Consider the following 18,042-nt stretch of genomic DNA (forward strand, 5'->3'; position numbering starts at 1 on the left):
CAGGTGCTTTTTTTATTATTTCGGTTCAACATAATGTGACAAAGGAACATAACTGCATCTGTTATGATAACTTTTGAAATTTTACATTTTGGAGGATTAGCAATGGACAAAAAGAAGATTTTTGCTGTGTTAATAGGAATCGTGGTTTTAATTGTAATTATTAATGTAGTTGTTACGAAAGGGAACACGACATCAACTAGTGAAAAAATGTACACTGAGAAAGAGTACAATAAATTAGTAGATGAGCATTTTGAAGAAGCGCAAAAGTTAAAAAGTGATAAGCGTGTATTAGAAACTGAAAATAAATCTCTTGATGCACAAGTTAAGAAATTAAAAGATGAGTTAGCGAAAAAAGAGCAACAAGTAGCGCAGCAGCCAGTTCAACAAGAACAACCTAAGCAACAATCACAACAACCAACACCAGCTCCACAGCCAGAAAAGAAAGAAGAGCCTAAACCAGAACAGCCTACGGGTGCATTCGCAAATCCTGTGAAAAGTATAAATAAAACAGAGGCAATGAATAAAGTGAAAGAAAAGGCGAAGCAAGACTTCCAAGATGACTATATGACGCAGAACTTTGTTGCTGAGGAGCAATCAAAAGCATTCGACTTCTTAAATGGAGTAGAAATCAAATCACAAGAAGAATTAAATGTGATGAAGAATGCATTGAAAGATTTTCCTAACGATTTTATGACAGTGAAGTTTGTTTATGAAGAGCAAATGAAGGCGAAGAATAAGCAAGGGTAATATAAAAAACGCTATCTTTTAAAAAGGTAGCTTGATGTTCTGCCATTTGTAGAAAACAATCCACTTATACCATTTTAACAAGAAGAAATATCTCGTCCATGTTGTAATATTGGCTTACGTTAAGTTTGTGAAAAAAACATATTCATGTATAATACAATTGATGTATGATACATTAATTGTAGGAGGGTGACCTTTTTGAAAAGAGAAGATGCCTTAAAACTAAGAACAGATATTAAGAAAATGATTATAATAACTGGGGTTTTTGAATCTCGAAATTTGCCCAATGGACCATTTGAAAAACCTTTACCAACTTCTCAAATGATGGCGTTAGAGGAACTAGAGGTGGAAAAATTAACTGTTTGGCAACTATCCAATAAACTTAGATTAGAGACTTCAACTGTAAGTAGATTGGTAGATAAGTTAGTAAAAAAGGGGCTTATTTATCGTGAAGTAAATGAAAAAAATAGAAGAGAACTTTTTCTGCACCTCACAGAAAAAGGTCACATAACTGTTAATTGCTTAAGAGAGCAATCCATTACATTTTATCAAAGTATTCTCAATAATTTATCAGAATCAGAACAAAAAATAGTTGTGGATGGTTTTGAATTATTTATTGATTCTATTTCTAAGCCTTTTGATTAGAGTGAGGTAAATCATAACATTTGGAGGGTAAAATGAGTTTGGATTTTGAACGTCCTATTATTGAATTAAAAGAGAAATTTGATGAATTAAAGAAAATTATGAAAGAAAATGATGTAGATTTATCGTCAGAAATTCATGTATTAGAAAAACGTTTAAATAAAATGCAAGATAAAATTTATTCTAATATTACACCTTTTCAACGAGTTCAAATTGCAAGGCTACGTAACCGGCCCACGACATTGGACTATATACCTTTATTGTTTACAAACTTTCTCGAACTTCATGGTGATCGATTATATGGTGATGATAAAGCAATGATAGGTGGTATTGCAAAATTTAAAGGGATGCCCGTTACGGTTATTGGTCATCAAAGAGGTAGAAATACAAAGGAAAATATAGAAAGAAATTTTGGAATGGCACATCCAGAAGGTTATAGAAAAGCGCTAAGACTTATGAAACAAGCTGATAAATTTAATCGCCCTATTATTACATTTATTGATACAATAGGCGCCTATCCAGGGAAAGGGTCTGAAGAACGTGGAATTTCTGAAGCGATAGCTCGAAATCTATTTGAAATGGCTACACTTAAAGTGCCAATTGTTTGTATTGTAATTGGAGAGGCATCAAGTGGTGGAGCTCTTGGCATTAGTGTCGGTAACCATATCCATATGTTAGAGTATTCATGGTACTCGGTAATTTCGCCAGAAGGAGCAGCATCTATCCTATGGAAGGACGCTAAGTATGCTCCAGAAGCTGCTGAACATATGAAAATTTCAGCAAAAGATTTAAAACATTTAGGAATTATTGATGAAATCATTCCTGAAATTAAAGGTGGAGCACAAAATGATATAAAATCACAGGCAAAAGTGATTGAATCTGTAATCGAATCATCTCTAAAAAAATTGATACTATTATCCTCGGAAGAGCTTATACAACAGCGGTATGAAAAGTATAGACAAATAGAGAATTATAAATGAAAATATTTAAAGTCCGTATTACATTTCGGAGGATTCTCGCAAAAAAATTCTAAATATTTTGTAAGTAACCTCTTAAACTGGGATATGCTGATACTATTACTCTACAAAAGGTGTGTGATCGGTATGGAAAAGGAAAATTTGTTCAAATGGAAGCATTATCACATACCCATCAACTTAAGAAATTGATTGTTCCCCAAAACGAAAAAATGAGCTGAATTCTCATACATAACTGTAAAAAGGTGAAAATTTCGTTATGGGGGGTATCTCAAAAGCTTAGGTTGATGGCAATGTGGTGCTCCCCCTGTTAGTAGTAATTTTAATATCACTATGGATAAATTACTTTTAAAACTTTACTTCCGAGAACGATAATTATGTAAATAAGCTGTCCATATGGGCAGCTTATTTTATTTTTTGTTTAGCACGGGGATCTTTTTCGATAGTTTTTTAGCAGAAGCAAGCAGCTCCAACGATGATTAATAAAATGAACAATACAACTAATAAAGCAAATCATCCAGCGAATCCACAGCCGCCACAACTACCACCAAAGCCCATAACAGTTCCTCCTTTAGATAGGAGGGGGAAGACAAAGGTTCACTCATGTGTTTTAACGGATTCAATTTACTTTATGCATTTATGAATGGAGCAGGTCCTTTTGAAAATAAAGAAAAGACACCTTATAAGGTGTCCTCTTTCGACTTGGAACATTTTAAGTTTAATAATATACGGTCTCGCCACTTACCTATTAGGCTGAAATTTTATAGTATTTCTGAACAAAATTTTGTGCTGATTTTGAATCCTTAAGTTGATGGGGATCCTTTTATGTTTTATCATTTTTAAAAAAATCCTTCATTATCTTAGCGCCTTTAATATTCACCGTTACAGCTTCTACTTTATCTTTCTTCTCATCTTTAGCAATCGTAATTTGTTCCTTATTATCAACCCACACAAGAAATTCTTCTTTTGAGTCATCTTTATATGTAACGGTTATAGTAGAATGCGCAGATGCTCTCTTTTTTTGATCTAGTGTGATTGTTTTCGGTGTTCCGTTTTGGACTGCTGAAGCGATTGATTGTATCATTTCCTCGTTATCTGTTTGAGATTTGGAACTAGTATTACTTGTTGTTCTAAGCATCTCAATGTTGGTAATGTCTGCAGAGTTTAATTGAATGGCATTTTTCGTATTTTCTTGCTTAGTTGTTGGAGTATTGTTTGTAGTAGAAGTGCTTGTACAACCTATTAAAGTGAAAGATAGAACACTTAGAGCGCATATAGATATGATTTTTTTCATAGTATCCCTCCTTACGTTTAATTATAACAATTTTCTGTTATTTTAGGTAGTTATTGTAAGGAGATAATTTTGTAAATCGTAGGGAGACATGTTTACTAGTTTTAATGATGTTCGTATGAATAATATGAAGCGTATATATGAAAAATATGCGGTTCATTCTCTATCAAAATCAAAATTCACATAATTTTTTTCATATTTTATGTTTAACATTTCGAAAATGGGTGTATTACATATAATATAACAAATAATTCATTTTAGAGGAGGAAGTTAAAGATGGAAACGAAGTATAGTAAACCTTTTGTATATGAATTTATTACGGAGAAAGAGGTCATGAATGCGGCGAATGATCTAGTGAAGAAAGGAATCGACCAAAAAGATATTTACGTATTAACACATGAGAAAGAAAGGACAGATAGAATCGCAGACAATGCAGACGTGAATACAATTGGAATAAAAGAAGAGGGACTTGGGACAAGTATTATTAATGTCTTTCAAAAAACGGGAGATCAGTTAAGAAATAAGATGCAAGAGTTAGGGCTTAATGAGGAAGAAGCTAACTTTTATGAAGAAAAACTGGATGAAGGGAAAATCTTATTATTCGTTAAGGATTTAGAAAGAGTCGGTGAATGGTTACAAGAAAGAAGATGCACGTATTCTATTTAAATTCATACTCTTTAAATCTACAAAACTATTACGAAAAGGAGATTGGAAATATGAGTGAGAGCGGGCTAAAAGAACAAATTACTGGTAAAGTTGAAAAGAAAAAGGGGCAAGTAAAAGAAGGAATTGGTGAAGTTACAGAAGATAGAGAGTTGAAAAATGAAGGGAAGTGGGAGAAGACGAAGGGAACTGTAAAAGAAAAAGTCGGAAAAGTGAAACAAAAGATAAGTGATGGATTGGATAACAAAGAATAATACATGTTTATCAAGCTTTGGTTAAACGCCAAAGCTTGATAAATCCATTATAAAAATAATATAGGAGGTCTAATTGTGGGACTTATTATTACGTGTATTGTAGGTGGACTTATTGGTATGTTAGCTGGAATGATTACAGGAAAAGAATTTCCTTTAGGTATAGTTGGTAATGTTATTGCGGGATTAATCGGATCTTGGGTAGGTAGTGCCTTATTTGGTCATTGGGGTCCTGAATGGGGAGGCATCTTTATTCTTCCAGCTTTATTAGGTGCAATCGTCTTTATTTTAATCGTTACATTCTTTTCTAGAATGCTACGGAAAGCATAAGCATTATAATGAATAGTAATCTTAAGTTTATTATATATAGCTATAAAGTTAATAAACTAATAAATATACATAAAAAAGCATCCAATTAAAATAATTTGGATGCTTTTTTAATGTATTTTACATAGGAATCAGTGAGGATGGCCCCACTGATTGAGATTACATATTAAGCTATCGTTACTTTTTTACAATTATTTATTCTTACGACCTGCCTCGGTTCTATATGAGATAAGTCCTCGCTATTACCTATATCAACTACAATTGTATTCGTTAGTATGTTAATAATGGAACCAATTAATTTTGTAGCATGATCGTGTCGATAAGAAAATTGAACAAAATCTCCCTTTTTAAAGCTGTGCTCTTCCATAGATAGATCCCCCTAAAAATAATGTTTATACATTATACATACACAAATTTATAAGGTTTAAACATTTGGTAGTATTTTTTTTAGTGTTAAGCTGAGAAAGGTGTAGAAAATTTATTTATCCCGCTTTAATGGGCAGTAAGCTCCCCACCTCAAAATTCAGCGAAAGCAAAGAATTTAGGTGGGGAATCAACTGCCCATAAAAGTCCGATTGGTGAGGGCTAATAATCAGTGGGGGATGAAGAAAACCCCCACTGATTAAAGTTTCACTTTATAATTAAAATGAAAAAATATGTTTAAAACTAATTTTTATGGGTAATTAAATAGTAGTAGTTTGAGATAAGGGGGCGGAAATGATGAATTTGGCAATAAATATTTTGCAAAATGATTTAGGTTATACAGTACAACTTAATGGTGAGATTGATGCGTATACGGCATCAGATTTGAAAAATAAGGTAATGCCTATTGCAAGTGAGAAAGAGGTTTATATAGTAGTAGATTTTAATAAGGTAGATTATATGGATAGTACAGGTTTAGGCGTTTTTATAGCGCTATTAAAAGCAATTAAGAAAAATGATGGGAAACTAGAGTTTATTGGTGTATCTAAAAGGTTAAAAAGATTATTCGATATTACAGGACTAACAGAAATATTAAATTTGAATTCAGATTTTGAAAAAGTAGAAAGAAGGTGACTAGGGATGATGGAGAAATTTGAAAAGATAGAAATGAAAATTCCTGCAAAAGCAGAATATGTGGCTATTATTCGTTTAACAATGGCTGGTGTTGCGAATCGAATGGGCTTTGCTTATGACGATATAGAAGATATGAAGATTGCTATTAGTGAAGCATGTACAAACATTGTACAACATGCATATAAAGAAGACGTTGGAGAAATTACAATTGTCTTTGGTCTATATGAAAATCGATTAGAAATTATGGTTGCGGATAATGGGGTTAGCTTTGATTTTAGCACCTTAAAAAGTAAAGTTGGTCCGTATGATATTAATAAACCAGTAGAACATTTGCCGGAAAATGGTTTAGGTTTATATTTAATAAATACGTTAATGGATGATATACAAATTATGCATGATGAGGGCATGACAGTTTTAATGACAAAATATATACAAAGAGAGCAGGTGGAGAATGATGGAAATCCAATCTCAACCTACAAATCTTACTAAAGAAGACGTTATTAAACTAATTGCAGAATTCCAACAAAACCAATGTGATGAAGCGCAGGAAAGGTTGGTTGATCACTATAAAAACCTCGTACATTCCATTGCATATCGTTATTCAAAAGGTGGGCCGATGCATGAGGATATTATACAAGTAGGGATGTTAGGGCTCTTAGGCGCAATAAGAAGGTATGATTATTCGATAGGGAATGCTTTTGAGCCGTTTGCAATACCTACGATAGTAGGAGAAATAAAGAAGTATTTACGTGATAAAACTTGGGGTATTCATGTTCCAAGGCGAATTAAAGATTTAGGCGGGAAAATTAAACTTGCGATAGAGGAGCTAACAGATCACCTACAACGTTCACCGAAGATTATAGAGATTGCAGATCATTTAGGACTATCCGAAGAGGAAGTTCTAGAAATTATGGATGCTAAAAATAATTATCAAGTATCTTCCTTAGATGATGTAGTTGAAAATTCATCTGATGGAAGTTCGGTAGCGAGAATTGAATCTGTAGGTGAAGTAGAGCAAGGGTATGAACAGACAGAAAGGCGTCTCGTTTTAGATGATATTTTTAACGTATTAAATGATACGGAAAAGAGTGTTATTCATTATATATTTGGAGAAAATTTAAATCAAAAGGATACAGGGGAACGGTTAGGTATTTCACAAATGCACGTTTCTCGTATTAAAAGACAAGCGATAAGTAAATTGAAGCAAGCGGTGTTTTTAGATACATAAAAAATTTAAAATAATTATGTTTAAAACATGAGAAAAGGGGTAGTTATTAAGTATAGGAGGAGATATTAAAATGTCACACGATGTGAAAGAACTAATCGAAGGATTGAATGAAGATTTAGCAGGAGAATACTCGGCAATTATTATGTATAACCATAATGCAGCTACGGTTTCTGGTATATATAGACAAGTGTTAAAACCTTTCTTTGAATCTGAAATTAGTGATGAACAAGGACATGCCCTATATTTAGCGGAGAAAATTAAGACGCTAGGTGGTACACCTACTACGATCCCTTTACCAGTGAAGCAAGTAGAAGATGTTAGAGAAATGTTAGAATACGCTAGACAATCAGAATATGAAACAATTAAGCGTTATGAAACGAGAAAAGAACAGGCAGCGAAATTAAATATGACAGAGTTAGTTGTAAAGTTAGAAGATATGATCGCAGATGAAACAAATCATATGGAAGAATTAGATCGCCTTTTAAATGACAAAGCGATGGTGTTAAATTAATAGTGGAAATTTACCCCACTTTAATGGGCAGTAAGACCCCCACCTCAAAATGCAGCGAAAGAAAAGAATTTAGGTGGGGGATCAACTGCCCATAAAAGTCCGATTGGTTCAACTAATAATCAGTGGGGGATGAAGAAAACCCCCACTGATTAAAGTTTCACTTTATAGAGTGAAAGAACAAACTCTCATTTCTAGGGGGTTTGTTCTTTTGCTGTATAAATACGTATGAGTAGGAAATTTTTATTTTATAACTGAGTATGCAATACTAGAAAAATAGAGAATGATAATAGATTTACATTTTAAATAAGAAAAGGGGAAATAACTTGTGTCCATTTTAATTGTCGATGATAATCCGGTTAACATCTTTGTAATTGAAAAAATTTTAAAACAAGCCGGATATCAGGATCTTGTATCGCTTAATTCTGCACAAGAGCTTTTCGAATACACCCATTTTGGAAAAGATTCTTCCAGGCATAATGAAATTGATTTAATACTATTAGATATCATGATGCCTGAGATTGATGGACTTGAAGTTTGTAGGCGATTACAAAACGAGGAGAAGTTTAAAGATATTCCTATTATTTTTGTAACAGCTTTAGAAGATGCGAATAAATTAGCTGAAGCGCTTGATATAGGCGCAATGGATTATATTACGAAACCTATAAATAAAGTTGAATTGTTAGCTCGTATGCGTGTGGCATTACGCTTGAAATCGGAATTGAATTGGCATAAAGAACAAGAGGAAAATCTTCGTAATGAATTAGATTTAGCTACACAAGTACAAAGAAACTTATTAAGTAGCCCATTAAGAGAAGATCATATAAAAATTGAAGCAAGTTACTTACCTTCATTCAAACTAGCTGGAGATATGTATTATTGGTATAAAATCGATGAAAACCGCTACGGTATTATATTATTAGATGTGATGGGGCATGGTGTATCTGCTTCATTAGTTTGTATGTTTATTTCGTCTGTATTACGTGAATCGATTAAATGTTTAATCGATCCGGAACTTGTCATTAAAGACTTAAATAAATATATGACTCTTTTACATAATGAGAATGACAATATTCCATATTATTTTACAGCGATATACTTAGTAGTTGATACAGAAAAGAGAACAATTGAATATGTAAATGCAGGACATCCTTCTGGATACGTTTTAGTTGATGAAGAGAATGTAGTGGAACTAAATCGCGGGAGTTGTGCGGTAGGATTTTTTGATGAAATAAAAGTCGAGAAGACAGTCATACCTTTTGAGAAGAACGCTCAAATTGTATTATTTACAGATGGTGTTCTTGAAGCAATTGCACATGATGAATTTGAGTCTGAAGAGAAATTACGTGCTTTTACAGAAAGAAAATGGGGAGATTTAGAAGAAGAGATAGAAGGGTTTTATAAGGAAGAACAGAAGAAAACACAATCAGATGATATGTGCTTAATTATGATACAAACGAATGCGAAATAAAAAGCGTATGAAATCCAAACAGAGGATTTCATACGCTTTTTATTGTATTTTTTGATAGATTTGTTCGTTAGGATTAAATTGAATATAATGCGGCATTATATGTGAAAAACGAAGAGTTTCTTTATTTCCTAAACATAGGAATCCATTGTGGCCTAAACTTTCATAAAATAGTTGCTGTACTTGGTTTTGAAGTTTACTTGTAAAGTAAATTAAAACGTTACGGCAAAGTATAATATGAAATTCGTTAAAAGATTGATCGGTTACTAAATTATGCTGTGCAAAAATAATGTTTTGTAAAAGGGATGGATTAAAATAAGCAAAACGATTATCTGTTGAATAATAGTTAGAAAATGCTTGTGTACCGCCAGCTTGTAAATAGTTTTTCGTATAAGTTTGCATTTTATTTAACGGAAGGATGCCTTGTTTTGCTTTTTCTAACACATTCGTATTCATATCTGTTGCGTAAATAACAGCTTTTTCACTTAATCCTTCTTCGTGAAGTAAGATGGACATTGATAACACTTCTTCACCAGTTGCGCATCCAGCATGCCAAATTCTAATTTCAGGATACTTTTTTAATTCAGGAATAACATGCTCTCTTAACGCTTTAAAAAAAGTAGGGTTACGGAACATTTCAGTTACATTAATGGAGAAATCATTTAATAACTGTTCTAGAAACCCTTCCTCATGAATTACTTTTTCAATTAATTTTGAAATGGTAGGGATATTAGAGAGCTGCATTCTATTACAAATTCTTCTATAAATAGATGTGCGAGCATATTGGCGAAAATCAAATCCTGACAGTTTAAATACCGCTTCCAATAGTAATTCAATTTCTAAGTTCGTACGCTTATCCATATCTACGGATGGATCAAAATTATAATACTTATTTTCCACTTAAACTAAACCTCACTTATTTTATTAACCATACACTCATTACCGAATAGAGTTGATGTAAATTTAATGGTTTACTTATATAATCTGAAGCGCCAGCAGATAAACATTTTTCTTTATCATTTGGCATTGCTTTAGCAGTTAATGCGATAATAGGTATTTCATGTAACCCTAAATTCATTCGGATATGTTCCATCGTTTCATAACCGTCCATATTCGGCATCATAATATCCATTAAGATAAGGTCAATATTTGTATTGCTTTTTAGTATTTCTAAACACTCTATGCCGTTTTGTGCAGTAATAATGTTGGCATGTTGTTTTTCTAATGCATTTTGTAATGCAAATATATTTCGATGATCATCATCGACAATTAAAATAGTTTTCTCTTGGAAGACGTTATTTGTTTCTGGAGTAACTATAGTTTCCTCAATAACTTCAGCAGGAATAACATCTTCTATCGTTGCTGCGACTTCTAAATTGGATACTTGTATATCAGTTAACCCATTTGGAAGGTTAGGAATATATACGGTGAAAGTACTGCCTTCTCCTACATTACTCTCTAACGTAATCCAACCACCTAATAATCTAGCAAACTCTTTACAAATAGATAACCCTAAGCCTGTACCACCATATTTTCGAATCGTTGCGCCATCTGCCTGTTGAAAGGCTTCGAAAATGAGTTGATGCTGTTCTGTAGCGATACCAATACCAGTATCTTTTACTGAAATTGTCATCCAATCTTTACTTATAGACTGCATTTCATGACTCAAATTGGTTGTTTCTATCGAATCGAAATGTAAAGAGACGGATCCTTTTTCCGTGAATTTAAATGCATTGGATAATAAGTTTTTAATAATTTGCTCAATCCGCTTTGCATCTGTATAAAATAAATCAGGAATAATATCACTGTCTTCAATAGTAAATTCGACATTTTTTTGTGCAGCTATATGTAAAAAGTTTTGCTGCATATTTGCTGCCATGTCACTTATGTTCGTTGCTTCAAAAATAACATCTAGTTTCCCAGCTTCTACTTTAGATAAATCTAGTATGTCATTAATTAAAGTAAGTAAATCTTTCCCTGATGAATGAATGACGGTTGCTAATTCAATTTCATCATCGGATAAATGATTATCATGATTTTCTCTTAACATTTCAGATAATAGTAAAATACTATTTAACGGTGTTCGTAATTCATGGGACATATTTGCTAGGAATTCTGATTTGTATTTTGAACTACGTAATATTTCGCTTGCTTTTTCTTCTAATTCTGATTTAGTAATTTCTAAATCAGTTGTCTTTTGTTCAGCCTCTTCAGTTCTAGACTCTAGTTGTTCATTCGTTGTTCGTAATTCTTCGGCTTGCATTTGTAGTTCTTCAGCTTGCGTTTGCAATTCTTCTGATTGAACTTGTAACTCCTCCGTCATTGCTTGTGATTCATGTAAAAGCGTTTGAATTCGCATACGTCCCATAATACTATGGATTGTTAGACCTAGGTTATCAACAGTTTGTTGAATTAAATCTTGATGTAAGTCTGAAATCTCAGTTACACTTACTAACTCCATTACTGCAATCACTTCATCTTCAAATAAGATAGGGATGACTAGTAGGTTTTGAGGGCGTATTTCTAATAAGCCACTAGTGACATAACGAAATTCTTCTGGTATTTCTCGAAGAATAAAGCTTTGTTTTTCTAAAGCACATTGCCCAATTAAACCTTCACCCATTTTAATGGATTGTTTTCCAACATCAGAACCTTGATCGGCGAAAGAAGCTTTCTTCACATAGTAGACAGTTTCTTCAATTTCTTCACGTACATAGAATGCACCGCAAGAGGTTTGCGTTTTTTGTATAACTCCACTAAGAATTTTTTTACCTAACATCTCAATAGAAGGTACACCTTGATACATTAAAATTAATTCTGCAAGCTCGGTTTGTAACCACTCTCTTTTAGATATTTCGTCTAGTAGGTGGTTCGTTGTATGAGCAAGATCTTTTATTTCATCCCGCGTGTTTACATGAATTCTTTCAGTAATTTTTTCTTTAGAAGAAATGGATTTAATAGCTTGAATTACGTTTTTAATCGTTTTTGTAATGGAATTCGAAATATAGAGTGAAATGATAATAGAAATACAAGAAAGTAAGAACAATAAACTGTATAACCAAATCTCTAATTTATTATTTTCAGTATCTAATTGTGCAGCTCTTTTTTCGTTAGTTGCTCCTCTACACCACGGAAGTTAGTTATCTGCGATTGTAATGACTGAATTTGAGTCGTGTCGATTGCTTGTATGTTATTACTATTGTGATTTGTAATTAATGGGTGAATCTCTTTATTAATCCAACTATTGATATTTTCATTAATCTGTTTTAATTTTTCTTGCTGAGAGGGGTTATCCTCTAATAGAGCAAAAAGATCTTGATAATGTTTTTCGTAATCCTTTTCCGCAGTGTTAAGGGATTGCACGTAATTTGCATTATTAGAAGTAATAAATCCTTTCGCTTTATTTTCAATTGTTAGCAATTCTTTCTCCACTTGATTCGTTAAATTAAGAACTTTAAAATCGTGATCAATAATAAAATTACGAGATTTTTGTAAATTGGAAATCTCATTGTTTAACATAATGAAAGAAATAAGTAAGAACAAAATCATAACTAAATAACCAGCCATAATTTTGTAGCGAATACTAAATTTTGCTTTCGATTTCATTAAAAATTCCTACCTTCAAGATTATTAAAAGTTTTCTATTGTAAAGAATGAAAAACGTAATATATATTATATCAGTTTTCATAAGGCCAAACTAGAAATCCCCCTATTGTATTAGGGGGTCTCGTTTTGAATAGAGGAAATCATTTTGAAATATAAAAACATATATGAAAAGTAACAATCGAGGGAATTGGGGGATAATAAAACTTTTAAGAAGGAAAGAGTGTGCTTAAAGCTTTTTTTGCATCTATTCCTTCAAAGATAAATAATACAAGCTCTCTCTTTTTACAGTAAGGAAAAAGGATATTAATGTGCTTAAGCTTTTAATAGAAGTAAGTGTTCCGTGTTTACTTATAAATAAATTAGTTTGAAATGTTGTCATTAAAGCATAAAAATGATGAATCTGCGTTATTGTAGGTGTTTCATTATAAAGAATAGTAGTAGATTGGATTGCATTCATCGAAATATTCCTTTCCATATAGTAAGCATAACAATATAAACATACCCGTTTTAAAAAATGTTAAACATATAAATAAGAAAAAATATAATTATAGTATTTTAGGTTTAGAAAGGGTTAAGAAGGGTATACATATACTACAAAGAGATTGACTGAAGATGAATTATAAGATTTCTAGTCTATAAAAATATACTTTTACTTTAAATAAAAAGGAGTCTGGTATACATGAATGAAATGATGATTGATATTACATTTGATTTAATTTACTTGTTAAGTAGTTCGCTTGTAATGCTGTTACTATTCGCTTTTTTCGTAAATGGTTATGTTAATAAGAAGGTTAGTGTATACAGAAATGAAGAAAGATAAAGATACATTATATAAAACTTTAGGAGGTTAATAGTTATGGATGTAGATAGAAAAATAGTAGGTATTTTTAGAACAATTGATGATGCGGCATTCGTTATTAATGAATTAAAAGATAAAGGATACTCGGCGGGTAACATTTCAGCTATTGCGAAGGATCAAAAGGAAATTGAACATCTGGAAGAAAAATCGGGTGAAAAAGTGAATAGTGAAACGGCACATAAAGCGGATATCTTTTCAGCGACAGGGCTTGTGGCAGGAGGAGTAGCAGGCGGACTCGGTGGTTTATTAACAGGTCTTGGTATACTTGCTGTTTCTGGAATGGGTCCAATCGTAGCAGCGGGACCTATCGCAGCAGCTATTGGAGGAGCCGGTATTGGCGGAGGAGCTGGAAGTTTAATAGGAGCATTTATCGGATTAGGAATTCCCGAAGAACATGCTAAAAAATATGAAGAATACATTTACGATGGAAATATATTAATTTTAGTAGATGCAAAATTAGATGATAAGTTAGAAATCTATAAAATATTTGATAAGCATAATGCTTATAACTCCGATTTCTTTAAATAATATTTACTTCACATATCAATGATGAAAAATGTAAACATAGTGAATATCGTTTTTGATCTTACAACTTTGGCGCGGCCGAGGAGTCGTATGACTATAAGAGAGGAAGGGCTTATAGTAAAAGATCAAGTTCTATTATGATATCCCGCTATTTGTGGGCAGTAAGACCCCCACCTCAAAATTCAGCAAAAGCAAAGAGGTTAGGTGGGGGATCAACTGCCCGTAAAAGCCCGATTGGTGAGGGCTAATAATCAGTGGGGGATGAACAAAACCCCCACTGATTAAAGTTTCACTTTATTGAAAAGGGAAGAGGTGTCTTTTCGTGATTGTAAAAATATTAAAGGATAGTAGTAATAGTTTCCTTTGTACAGTTCAAAATCAAAATGGGGAGAAGTATGTAAAGAAATGGTTTCATAAACAGAAAAACAAGGAAGAGTTAGGGCGACCAACTTTTAAAGAAGTAGAAAAGGATTGGAAAGAAAATAGAGAATCGTTTATGTATCCGAATGTTAAAGCACTTTATTAAGCATAATAGGCGCTTTATTCTTACAAAATTGTCACACTCCTGTAAGGTAATTCAATAGATTAGATACTTTTTCCGTGTCATAATAAAGACATAAGAAAGCTAATCAAAAAACTATAAGTTATTAGGAGAGTGTCAGTCATGATTGTAACAACAACGTCTGGAATCCAAGGTAAAGAAATTATTGAGTATATTGATATTGTAAATGGTGAAGCTATTATGGGTGCAAATATTGTCCGCGACTTATTCGCTTCCGTTCGTGATGTTGTCGGTGGTCGTGCTGGTTCTTACGAAAGCAAGCTAAAAGAAGCTCGTGATATCGCAATGGATGAAATGAAAGAACTTGCAAAACAAAAAGGTGCGAACGCTATCGTTGGTATTGACGTAGATTATGAAGTTGTTCGTGATGGAATGTTAATGGTTGCTGTAAGTGGTACAGCTGTACGTATATAAGTAAGTAAAAATACAGGCTCACCCCTTGAAGCTTATGCTTTGAGGGGATTTTTTTGTTTCGTGATTAAAGTTAAAATGAAGAAGAGTGGACGGATTTTTATAAGTGGAAAAAATAAGATGAGGGCGGATGTACTAGCTCACTCAAATGATATAACGGTTTAAGTGATAAAGTTGAAAAGAAACTATAATTTACATATGTTTAAAGTGCCAAAACTTTTTCGGCAAACGTTATTGTAAAAAATGCTAGGATTTCTCCTAGCATTTCGTGAGGGGGTATTGCACGGGAATTTAGATAATAAGCAGACGTACCCGCTTATTTCAAATGTAGTATATATTGTTTTCAAGGAGAAAAGTAAGAAATACAACAATCTTTATATATGTTTAACGAGAGTGTTAACTTTATGATAAATAATAAAATTGTTATTTGAGATAAGGAGAGGGAAATCAATACAAAAGGTGTATAGGATATGAAAGGGAAGGTGATAGTGTTGATGCAAAAATAAAGGACAGTACATATTGTATATGGCTACTATGTACTGTCCTCACTTATTTCTTTTGGATTATGAAAACTCATTACCTGTCTTGCTATAAATTTCATAGGCGAAATAACCAAATAAATAGCCTATTCCAGATCCTAAACTAATGGAAAGTAGTGAGGAATCCGGAAAAAACATACCGAAAATCAAACCAATTATACAGCCAACAAGCATTCCCATAGGTATGAAACTATCTAATAACAGTTGAGCTTTTTGAGATTTTTTCTTACCTAATTTTCCGTTCTTATATTTATGTTCCAATCTTTTAATTACAAATACTACAATTCCACCAACTATTACAACAGGCGCGATTGCCGAAATGAACCACATGTTAGAAGCTCCTTTCGTTTTTAATTAAATTATACCATATATTAACATTTTAAATTTAAGCGGAGACAAGATCTTCTGCATTTCTTTTCCTTTTATTCATGACTAAAGTTAATAGGAATAAAATGAAGCTTAAAAGTGCCATTATAATAAAAACTTGCGTATAACCATCAAAATAGTCACGAGCGATTCCTGCTAGGACAGGAATGAATCCGCCCATAATATATCCTCCTGACTGCATCATAGCAGTCCATGCACTCACATCTTCTGCAGTTTTTGTTTCATATAGCGGTAGCATGAGAGCGAGTGGAAATACGCCGCCGAGCCCGATACCTAGTAAAATAGAAGGGACCCATGGTGTAGTTAATGGGTAAATCATAAGCGATAAACCTACGAGTACGAAGCATATACTCCCTAATAACCAAAGTGCTCGGTTTTTATAAATATCCGCTAATGTTGGAATTAAAAAGCTGCATATCATTTGAACAACTGTAAAAACAGTTATGAGAGTACCAGCTTGTTCGCTACTGACACCCATATTTTGATTTGCGGGCGCAAGCCAAGTCGTAATGGAGTAAAAGATTCCTGATTGTAGTCCGAAAAAGATTGTAAACAACCATGCTTTTTTATTTCTTAAAGGTAAACTATTATTCTTTTTATCTTGTGTACTCGTATTCTTTTTTCGTTTCATAACCGGATACCAAAATATAATAGCGATAATAGTAAGTACACCCCAAAAAGCGAGTGCCATATTCCAATCGTCTTTTAATACATGTTGTAAAGGAATCGTTAACCCTGCACTTAAAGAAGCGCCAGTTCCCATGCCTACTGAATATATTCCAATCATTAAGCCGATTTTCGTAGGGAATTTTTCTTTAATAAAACCTGATAGTAACGGACCTGCAAGTGCAATTCCAATGCCGATAAATAAAGAGCTCGCGAATAATGTGGAAATGGAAGAGGTAAAAGCCCTCATACATGTAGCAAAGCCAATTAAAATAAGACAAGCCATAATTGATTTTTCTGCCCCATATTTTTTAATTACCTTCCCAGTCAGTAAGGCGAATGTCCCCATACAAAAAACAGGAATAGCTGTTAAAAAACTAACGGAAAAATTGCTTATATTTAAGTCTTGTCGGATTGTTTCTAATAAAGGTGAAATAGATGTAATTCCGATACGTAGATTAATGGACACAAAAAATAGTGCTAGTATATACAAATAAGTTCGTCCTTGATGTTTCAATTTGATTTTCTCCTCTCATAAACATCAGATGTTATTGAGTATATCATCTGATGTTTAAGTGTAATATATAAGGAGCTTATTTCAGCTCCAAATTTTGAACGGCGTATGTTCGTGCTTCTTCGGCATTTTGTTTTAAAATAGCTTGGAATAATTTTTCATGAATTTCAGAGTTATCTTCATAGTTCACTGTATTTAATATTAATTGGCTTAAAATGTGGCGAAGGGCAGGTACGAAAGATTGATACAAATCAAGTAGAACTTCGTTTTTGCTCGCCTTTGCAATTGCTAGATGAAACTGAATGTCTGCATCTATGTATGCTACATAATTTCCTTCTTGAAGGGCATGTTTTCTTTTATTCAAATGTCCTTTTAAGTATAAAAGATCCTCTTCACTTCGGCGCTGTGCCGCTAACATAGCTACTTCTTTATCTAACATATTTCTTGCTTCATACACATGATTAATATTAGCTGCTTGCAGTCGTTTTTCAAATGAATCTTGTGCTGTATTTAGTGAGACAATACGAGTACCTTGTCCTTGTCGAACTTCTAATATGCCGGCATGTACTAATATCTTTATGCTTTCTCGCAGCGTTGAACGTCCTACTCCTAACTCTTCCATTAATTGCGGCTCTGTAGGGAGGCGATCGCCAACTTCATACTCGCCAGAAAAGATTTTCTCTTGTAGACGTTCCAACACTTCATCGACTAATTTCCGCCGAGAAACTTTTGAAAAAGATTTCTTTTCGTTCATATTCATCTGCTCATCTCCTGTTATATTCATTTTTATGATAACCAATTTAAGTTCTGTTGACAATGTT

General features: G+C 33.0%; 21 protein-coding genes and 3 pseudogenes. 15 read left to right on the forward strand and 9 right to left on the reverse strand.

What is annotated here, in order from left to right; genetic code table 11:
- Positions 1-102: 102 nt before the first annotated feature.
- The 3 genes from JFU54_RS21070 to JFU54_RS21080 all read left to right on the forward strand — a co-directional run bounded on the left by JFU54_RS21070 (position 103) and on the right by JFU54_RS21080 (position 2,366).
- Positions 103-747 (forward strand): hypothetical protein, encoded by a 645-nt coding sequence (locus JFU54_RS21070; protein WP_201066238.1) that lies wholly within the window; start codon positions 103-105, stop codon positions 745-747.
- 195 nt (positions 748-942) lie between these two features.
- Positions 943-1,389: a MarR family winged helix-turn-helix transcriptional regulator gene (locus tag JFU54_RS21075; protein WP_201066240.1), complete on the forward strand. Its 447-nt coding sequence runs from the start codon at positions 943-945 to the stop codon at positions 1,387-1,389.
- A 32-nt stretch (positions 1,390-1,421) separates the two neighbouring features.
- Positions 1,422-2,366, forward strand: a complete 945-nt coding sequence (locus JFU54_RS21080) for an acetyl-CoA carboxylase carboxyltransferase subunit alpha (RefSeq protein WP_201066242.1) — start codon at positions 1,422-1,424, stop codon at positions 2,364-2,366.
- Between the two features lie 444 nt (positions 2,367-2,810).
- On the opposite strand, the pseudogene JFU54_RS21085 reads toward JFU54_RS21080, so the two are convergent.
- A pseudogene (locus JFU54_RS21085) lies at positions 2,811-2,918 on the reverse strand (YjcZ family sporulation protein).
- A gap of 265 nt (positions 2,919-3,183) precedes the next feature.
- Positions 3,184-3,654, reverse strand: coding sequence for a hypothetical protein (locus JFU54_RS21090; RefSeq protein ID WP_201066244.1), 471 nt, complete (start codon positions 3,652-3,654; stop codon positions 3,184-3,186).
- A 273-nt stretch (positions 3,655-3,927) separates the two neighbouring features.
- Here JFU54_RS21090 and JFU54_RS21095 point away from each other — a divergent pair, with 273 nt between their 5' ends.
- From JFU54_RS21095 to JFU54_RS21105, 3 genes are all read left to right on the forward strand, one after another.
- Positions 3,928-4,317, forward strand: a complete 390-nt coding sequence (locus tag JFU54_RS21095) for a YflT domain-containing protein (RefSeq protein ID WP_000448809.1) — start codon at positions 3,928-3,930, stop codon at positions 4,315-4,317.
- Positions 4,318-4,367: 50 nt separating this feature from the next.
- The gene (locus JFU54_RS21100; protein WP_000004264.1) at positions 4,368-4,568 is read left to right on the forward strand and encodes a CsbD family protein; all 201 of its coding nucleotides are present in this window, start codon (positions 4,368-4,370) and stop codon (positions 4,566-4,568) included.
- 75 nt (positions 4,569-4,643) lie between these two features.
- Positions 4,644-4,895 (forward strand): GlsB/YeaQ/YmgE family stress response membrane protein, encoded by a 252-nt coding sequence (locus JFU54_RS21105; RefSeq protein WP_201066246.1) that lies wholly within the window; start codon positions 4,644-4,646, stop codon positions 4,893-4,895.
- Positions 4,896-5,058: 163 nt separating this feature from the next.
- On the opposite strand, the gene JFU54_RS21110 is transcribed toward JFU54_RS21105, so the two are convergent.
- Entirely contained in the window at positions 5,059-5,259 is a 201-nt protein-coding gene (locus JFU54_RS21110) for a methyltransferase (RefSeq protein WP_002140674.1), read from the reverse strand.
- A 350-nt stretch (positions 5,260-5,609) separates the two neighbouring features.
- On the opposite strand from JFU54_RS21110, the gene rsbV reads away from it, so the two are divergent.
- The 5 genes from rsbV (at position 5,610) to JFU54_RS21135 (ending at position 9,155) form a co-directional block, all read left to right on the forward strand.
- Entirely contained in the window at positions 5,610-5,948 is a 339-nt protein-coding gene (gene rsbV, locus JFU54_RS21115) for an anti sigma b factor antagonist RsbV (RefSeq protein ID WP_002011067.1), read from the forward strand.
- A gap of 6 nt (positions 5,949-5,954) precedes the next feature.
- Positions 5,955-6,437: an anti-sigma B factor RsbW gene (gene rsbW, locus JFU54_RS21120; RefSeq protein ID WP_063217526.1), complete on the forward strand. Its 483-nt coding sequence runs from the start codon at positions 5,955-5,957 to the stop codon at positions 6,435-6,437.
- Positions 6,400-7,176, forward strand: coding sequence for an RNA polymerase sigma factor SigB (gene sigB / locus JFU54_RS21125; RefSeq protein ID WP_201066248.1), 777 nt, complete (start codon positions 6,400-6,402; stop codon positions 7,174-7,176). Before rsbW ends, sigB begins: the two co-directional genes overlap by 38 nt.
- Positions 7,177-7,246: 70 nt before the next feature.
- Positions 7,247-7,687, forward strand: a complete 441-nt coding sequence (locus JFU54_RS21130) for a ferritin-like domain-containing protein (protein WP_000017756.1) — start codon at positions 7,247-7,249, stop codon at positions 7,685-7,687.
- 325 nt (positions 7,688-8,012) lie between these two features.
- Positions 8,013-9,155, forward strand: coding sequence for a fused response regulator/phosphatase (locus JFU54_RS21135; protein WP_201066250.1), 1,143 nt, complete (start codon positions 8,013-8,015; stop codon positions 9,153-9,155).
- A 39-nt stretch (positions 9,156-9,194) separates the two neighbouring features.
- On the opposite strand, the gene JFU54_RS21140 is transcribed toward JFU54_RS21135, so the two are convergent.
- The 3 genes and pseudogenes from JFU54_RS21140 to JFU54_RS21155 form a co-directional block, all read right to left on the reverse strand.
- The gene (locus JFU54_RS21140; RefSeq protein WP_002140680.1) at positions 9,195-10,052 is read right to left on the reverse strand and encodes a CheR family methyltransferase; all 858 of its coding nucleotides are present in this window, start codon (positions 10,050-10,052) and stop codon (positions 9,195-9,197) included.
- Positions 10,053-10,068: 16 nt separating this feature from the next.
- Positions 10,069-12,758, reverse strand: a pseudogene (locus tag JFU54_RS21145) (response regulator).
- Positions 12,759-12,964: 206 nt separating this feature from the next.
- Positions 12,965-13,215 (reverse strand): annotated as a pseudogene (locus JFU54_RS21155) (hypothetical protein).
- A gap of 222 nt (positions 13,216-13,437) precedes the next feature.
- Here JFU54_RS21155 and JFU54_RS21160 point away from each other — a divergent pair.
- From JFU54_RS21160 to JFU54_RS21175, 4 genes are all read left to right on the forward strand, one after another.
- Positions 13,438-13,578 (forward strand): hypothetical protein, encoded by a 141-nt coding sequence (locus tag JFU54_RS21160; protein WP_002011076.1) that lies wholly within the window; start codon positions 13,438-13,440, stop codon positions 13,576-13,578.
- 36 nt (positions 13,579-13,614) lie between these two features.
- Positions 13,615-14,145 carry a general stress protein gene (locus JFU54_RS21165; RefSeq protein ID WP_002011077.1) on the forward strand — a complete coding sequence of 177 codons (531 nt, stop codon included), beginning with the start codon at positions 13,615-13,617 and terminating at the stop codon, positions 14,143-14,145.
- Between the two features lie 319 nt (positions 14,146-14,464).
- Positions 14,465-14,668, forward strand: coding sequence for a DUF4028 family protein (locus JFU54_RS21170; RefSeq protein WP_000635858.1), 204 nt, complete (start codon positions 14,465-14,467; stop codon positions 14,666-14,668).
- 138 nt (positions 14,669-14,806) lie between these two features.
- On the forward strand, positions 14,807-15,118 hold the full coding sequence (locus tag JFU54_RS21175; protein WP_000637510.1) for a YbjQ family protein: 312 nt from the start codon (positions 14,807-14,809) through the stop codon (positions 15,116-15,118).
- Between the two features lie 560 nt (positions 15,119-15,678).
- Here the strand turns inward: JFU54_RS21175 and JFU54_RS21180 are convergent.
- From JFU54_RS21180 to JFU54_RS21190, 3 genes are all read right to left on the reverse strand, one after another.
- Positions 15,679-15,984: a hypothetical protein gene (locus JFU54_RS21180; protein ID WP_201051391.1), complete on the reverse strand. Its 306-nt coding sequence runs from the start codon at positions 15,982-15,984 to the stop codon at positions 15,679-15,681.
- A gap of 55 nt (positions 15,985-16,039) precedes the next feature.
- Entirely contained in the window at positions 16,040-17,224 is a 1,185-nt protein-coding gene (locus JFU54_RS21185) for an MFS transporter (RefSeq protein WP_201066254.1), read from the reverse strand.
- Positions 17,225-17,300: 76 nt separating this feature from the next.
- The gene (locus tag JFU54_RS21190; RefSeq protein ID WP_201051393.1) at positions 17,301-17,981 is read right to left on the reverse strand and encodes a FadR/GntR family transcriptional regulator; all 681 of its coding nucleotides are present in this window, start codon (positions 17,979-17,981) and stop codon (positions 17,301-17,303) included.
- Between the last annotated feature and the right edge of the window lie 61 nt (positions 17,982-18,042).

Origin of the sequence: Bacillus sp. TH19, assembly GCF_016651075.1 — a bacterium.
GTDB lineage: Bacteria > Bacillota > Bacilli > Bacillales > Bacillaceae_G > Bacillus_A > Bacillus_A mycoides.

Coding starts and splice junctions, on each gene's coding strand:
- JFU54_RS21070 (WP_201066238.1), top strand. CDS start 103: ATGGACAAAAAGAAGATTTTTGCTGTGTTAATAGGAATCGTGGTTTTA.
- JFU54_RS21080 (WP_201066242.1), top strand. CDS start 1,422: ATGAGTTTGGATTTTGAACGTCCTATTATTGAATTAAAAGAGAAATTT.
- JFU54_RS21090 (WP_201066244.1), bottom strand. CDS start 3,654: ATGAAAAAAATCATATCTATATGCGCTCTAAGTGTTCTATCTTTCACT.
- JFU54_RS21095 (WP_000448809.1), top strand. CDS start 3,928: ATGGAAACGAAGTATAGTAAACCTTTTGTATATGAATTTATTACGGAG.
- JFU54_RS21100 (WP_000004264.1), top strand. CDS start 4,368: ATGAGTGAGAGCGGGCTAAAAGAACAAATTACTGGTAAAGTTGAAAAG.
- JFU54_RS21110 (WP_002140674.1), bottom strand. CDS start 5,259: ATGGAAGAGCACAGCTTTAAAAAGGGAGATTTTGTTCAATTTTCTTAT.
- rsbV (WP_002011067.1), top strand. CDS start 5,610: ATGATGAATTTGGCAATAAATATTTTGCAAAATGATTTAGGTTATACA.
- rsbW (WP_063217526.1), top strand. CDS start 5,955: ATGATGGAGAAATTTGAAAAGATAGAAATGAAAATTCCTGCAAAAGCA.
- sigB (WP_201066248.1), top strand. CDS start 6,400: ATGATGGAAATCCAATCTCAACCTACAAATCTTACTAAAGAAGACGTT.
- JFU54_RS21130 (WP_000017756.1), top strand. CDS start 7,247: ATGTCACACGATGTGAAAGAACTAATCGAAGGATTGAATGAAGATTTA.
- JFU54_RS21160 (WP_002011076.1), top strand. CDS start 13,438: ATGAATGAAATGATGATTGATATTACATTTGATTTAATTTACTTGTTA.
- JFU54_RS21165 (WP_002011077.1), top strand. CDS start 13,615: ATGGATGTAGATAGAAAAATAGTAGGTATTTTTAGAACAATTGATGAT.
- JFU54_RS21175 (WP_000637510.1), top strand. CDS start 14,807: ATGATTGTAACAACAACGTCTGGAATCCAAGGTAAAGAAATTATTGAG.
- JFU54_RS21180 (WP_201051391.1), bottom strand. CDS start 15,984: ATGTGGTTCATTTCGGCAATCGCGCCTGTTGTAATAGTTGGTGGAATT.
- JFU54_RS21190 (WP_201051393.1), bottom strand. CDS start 17,981: ATGAATATGAACGAAAAGAAATCTTTTTCAAAAGTTTCTCGGCGGAAA.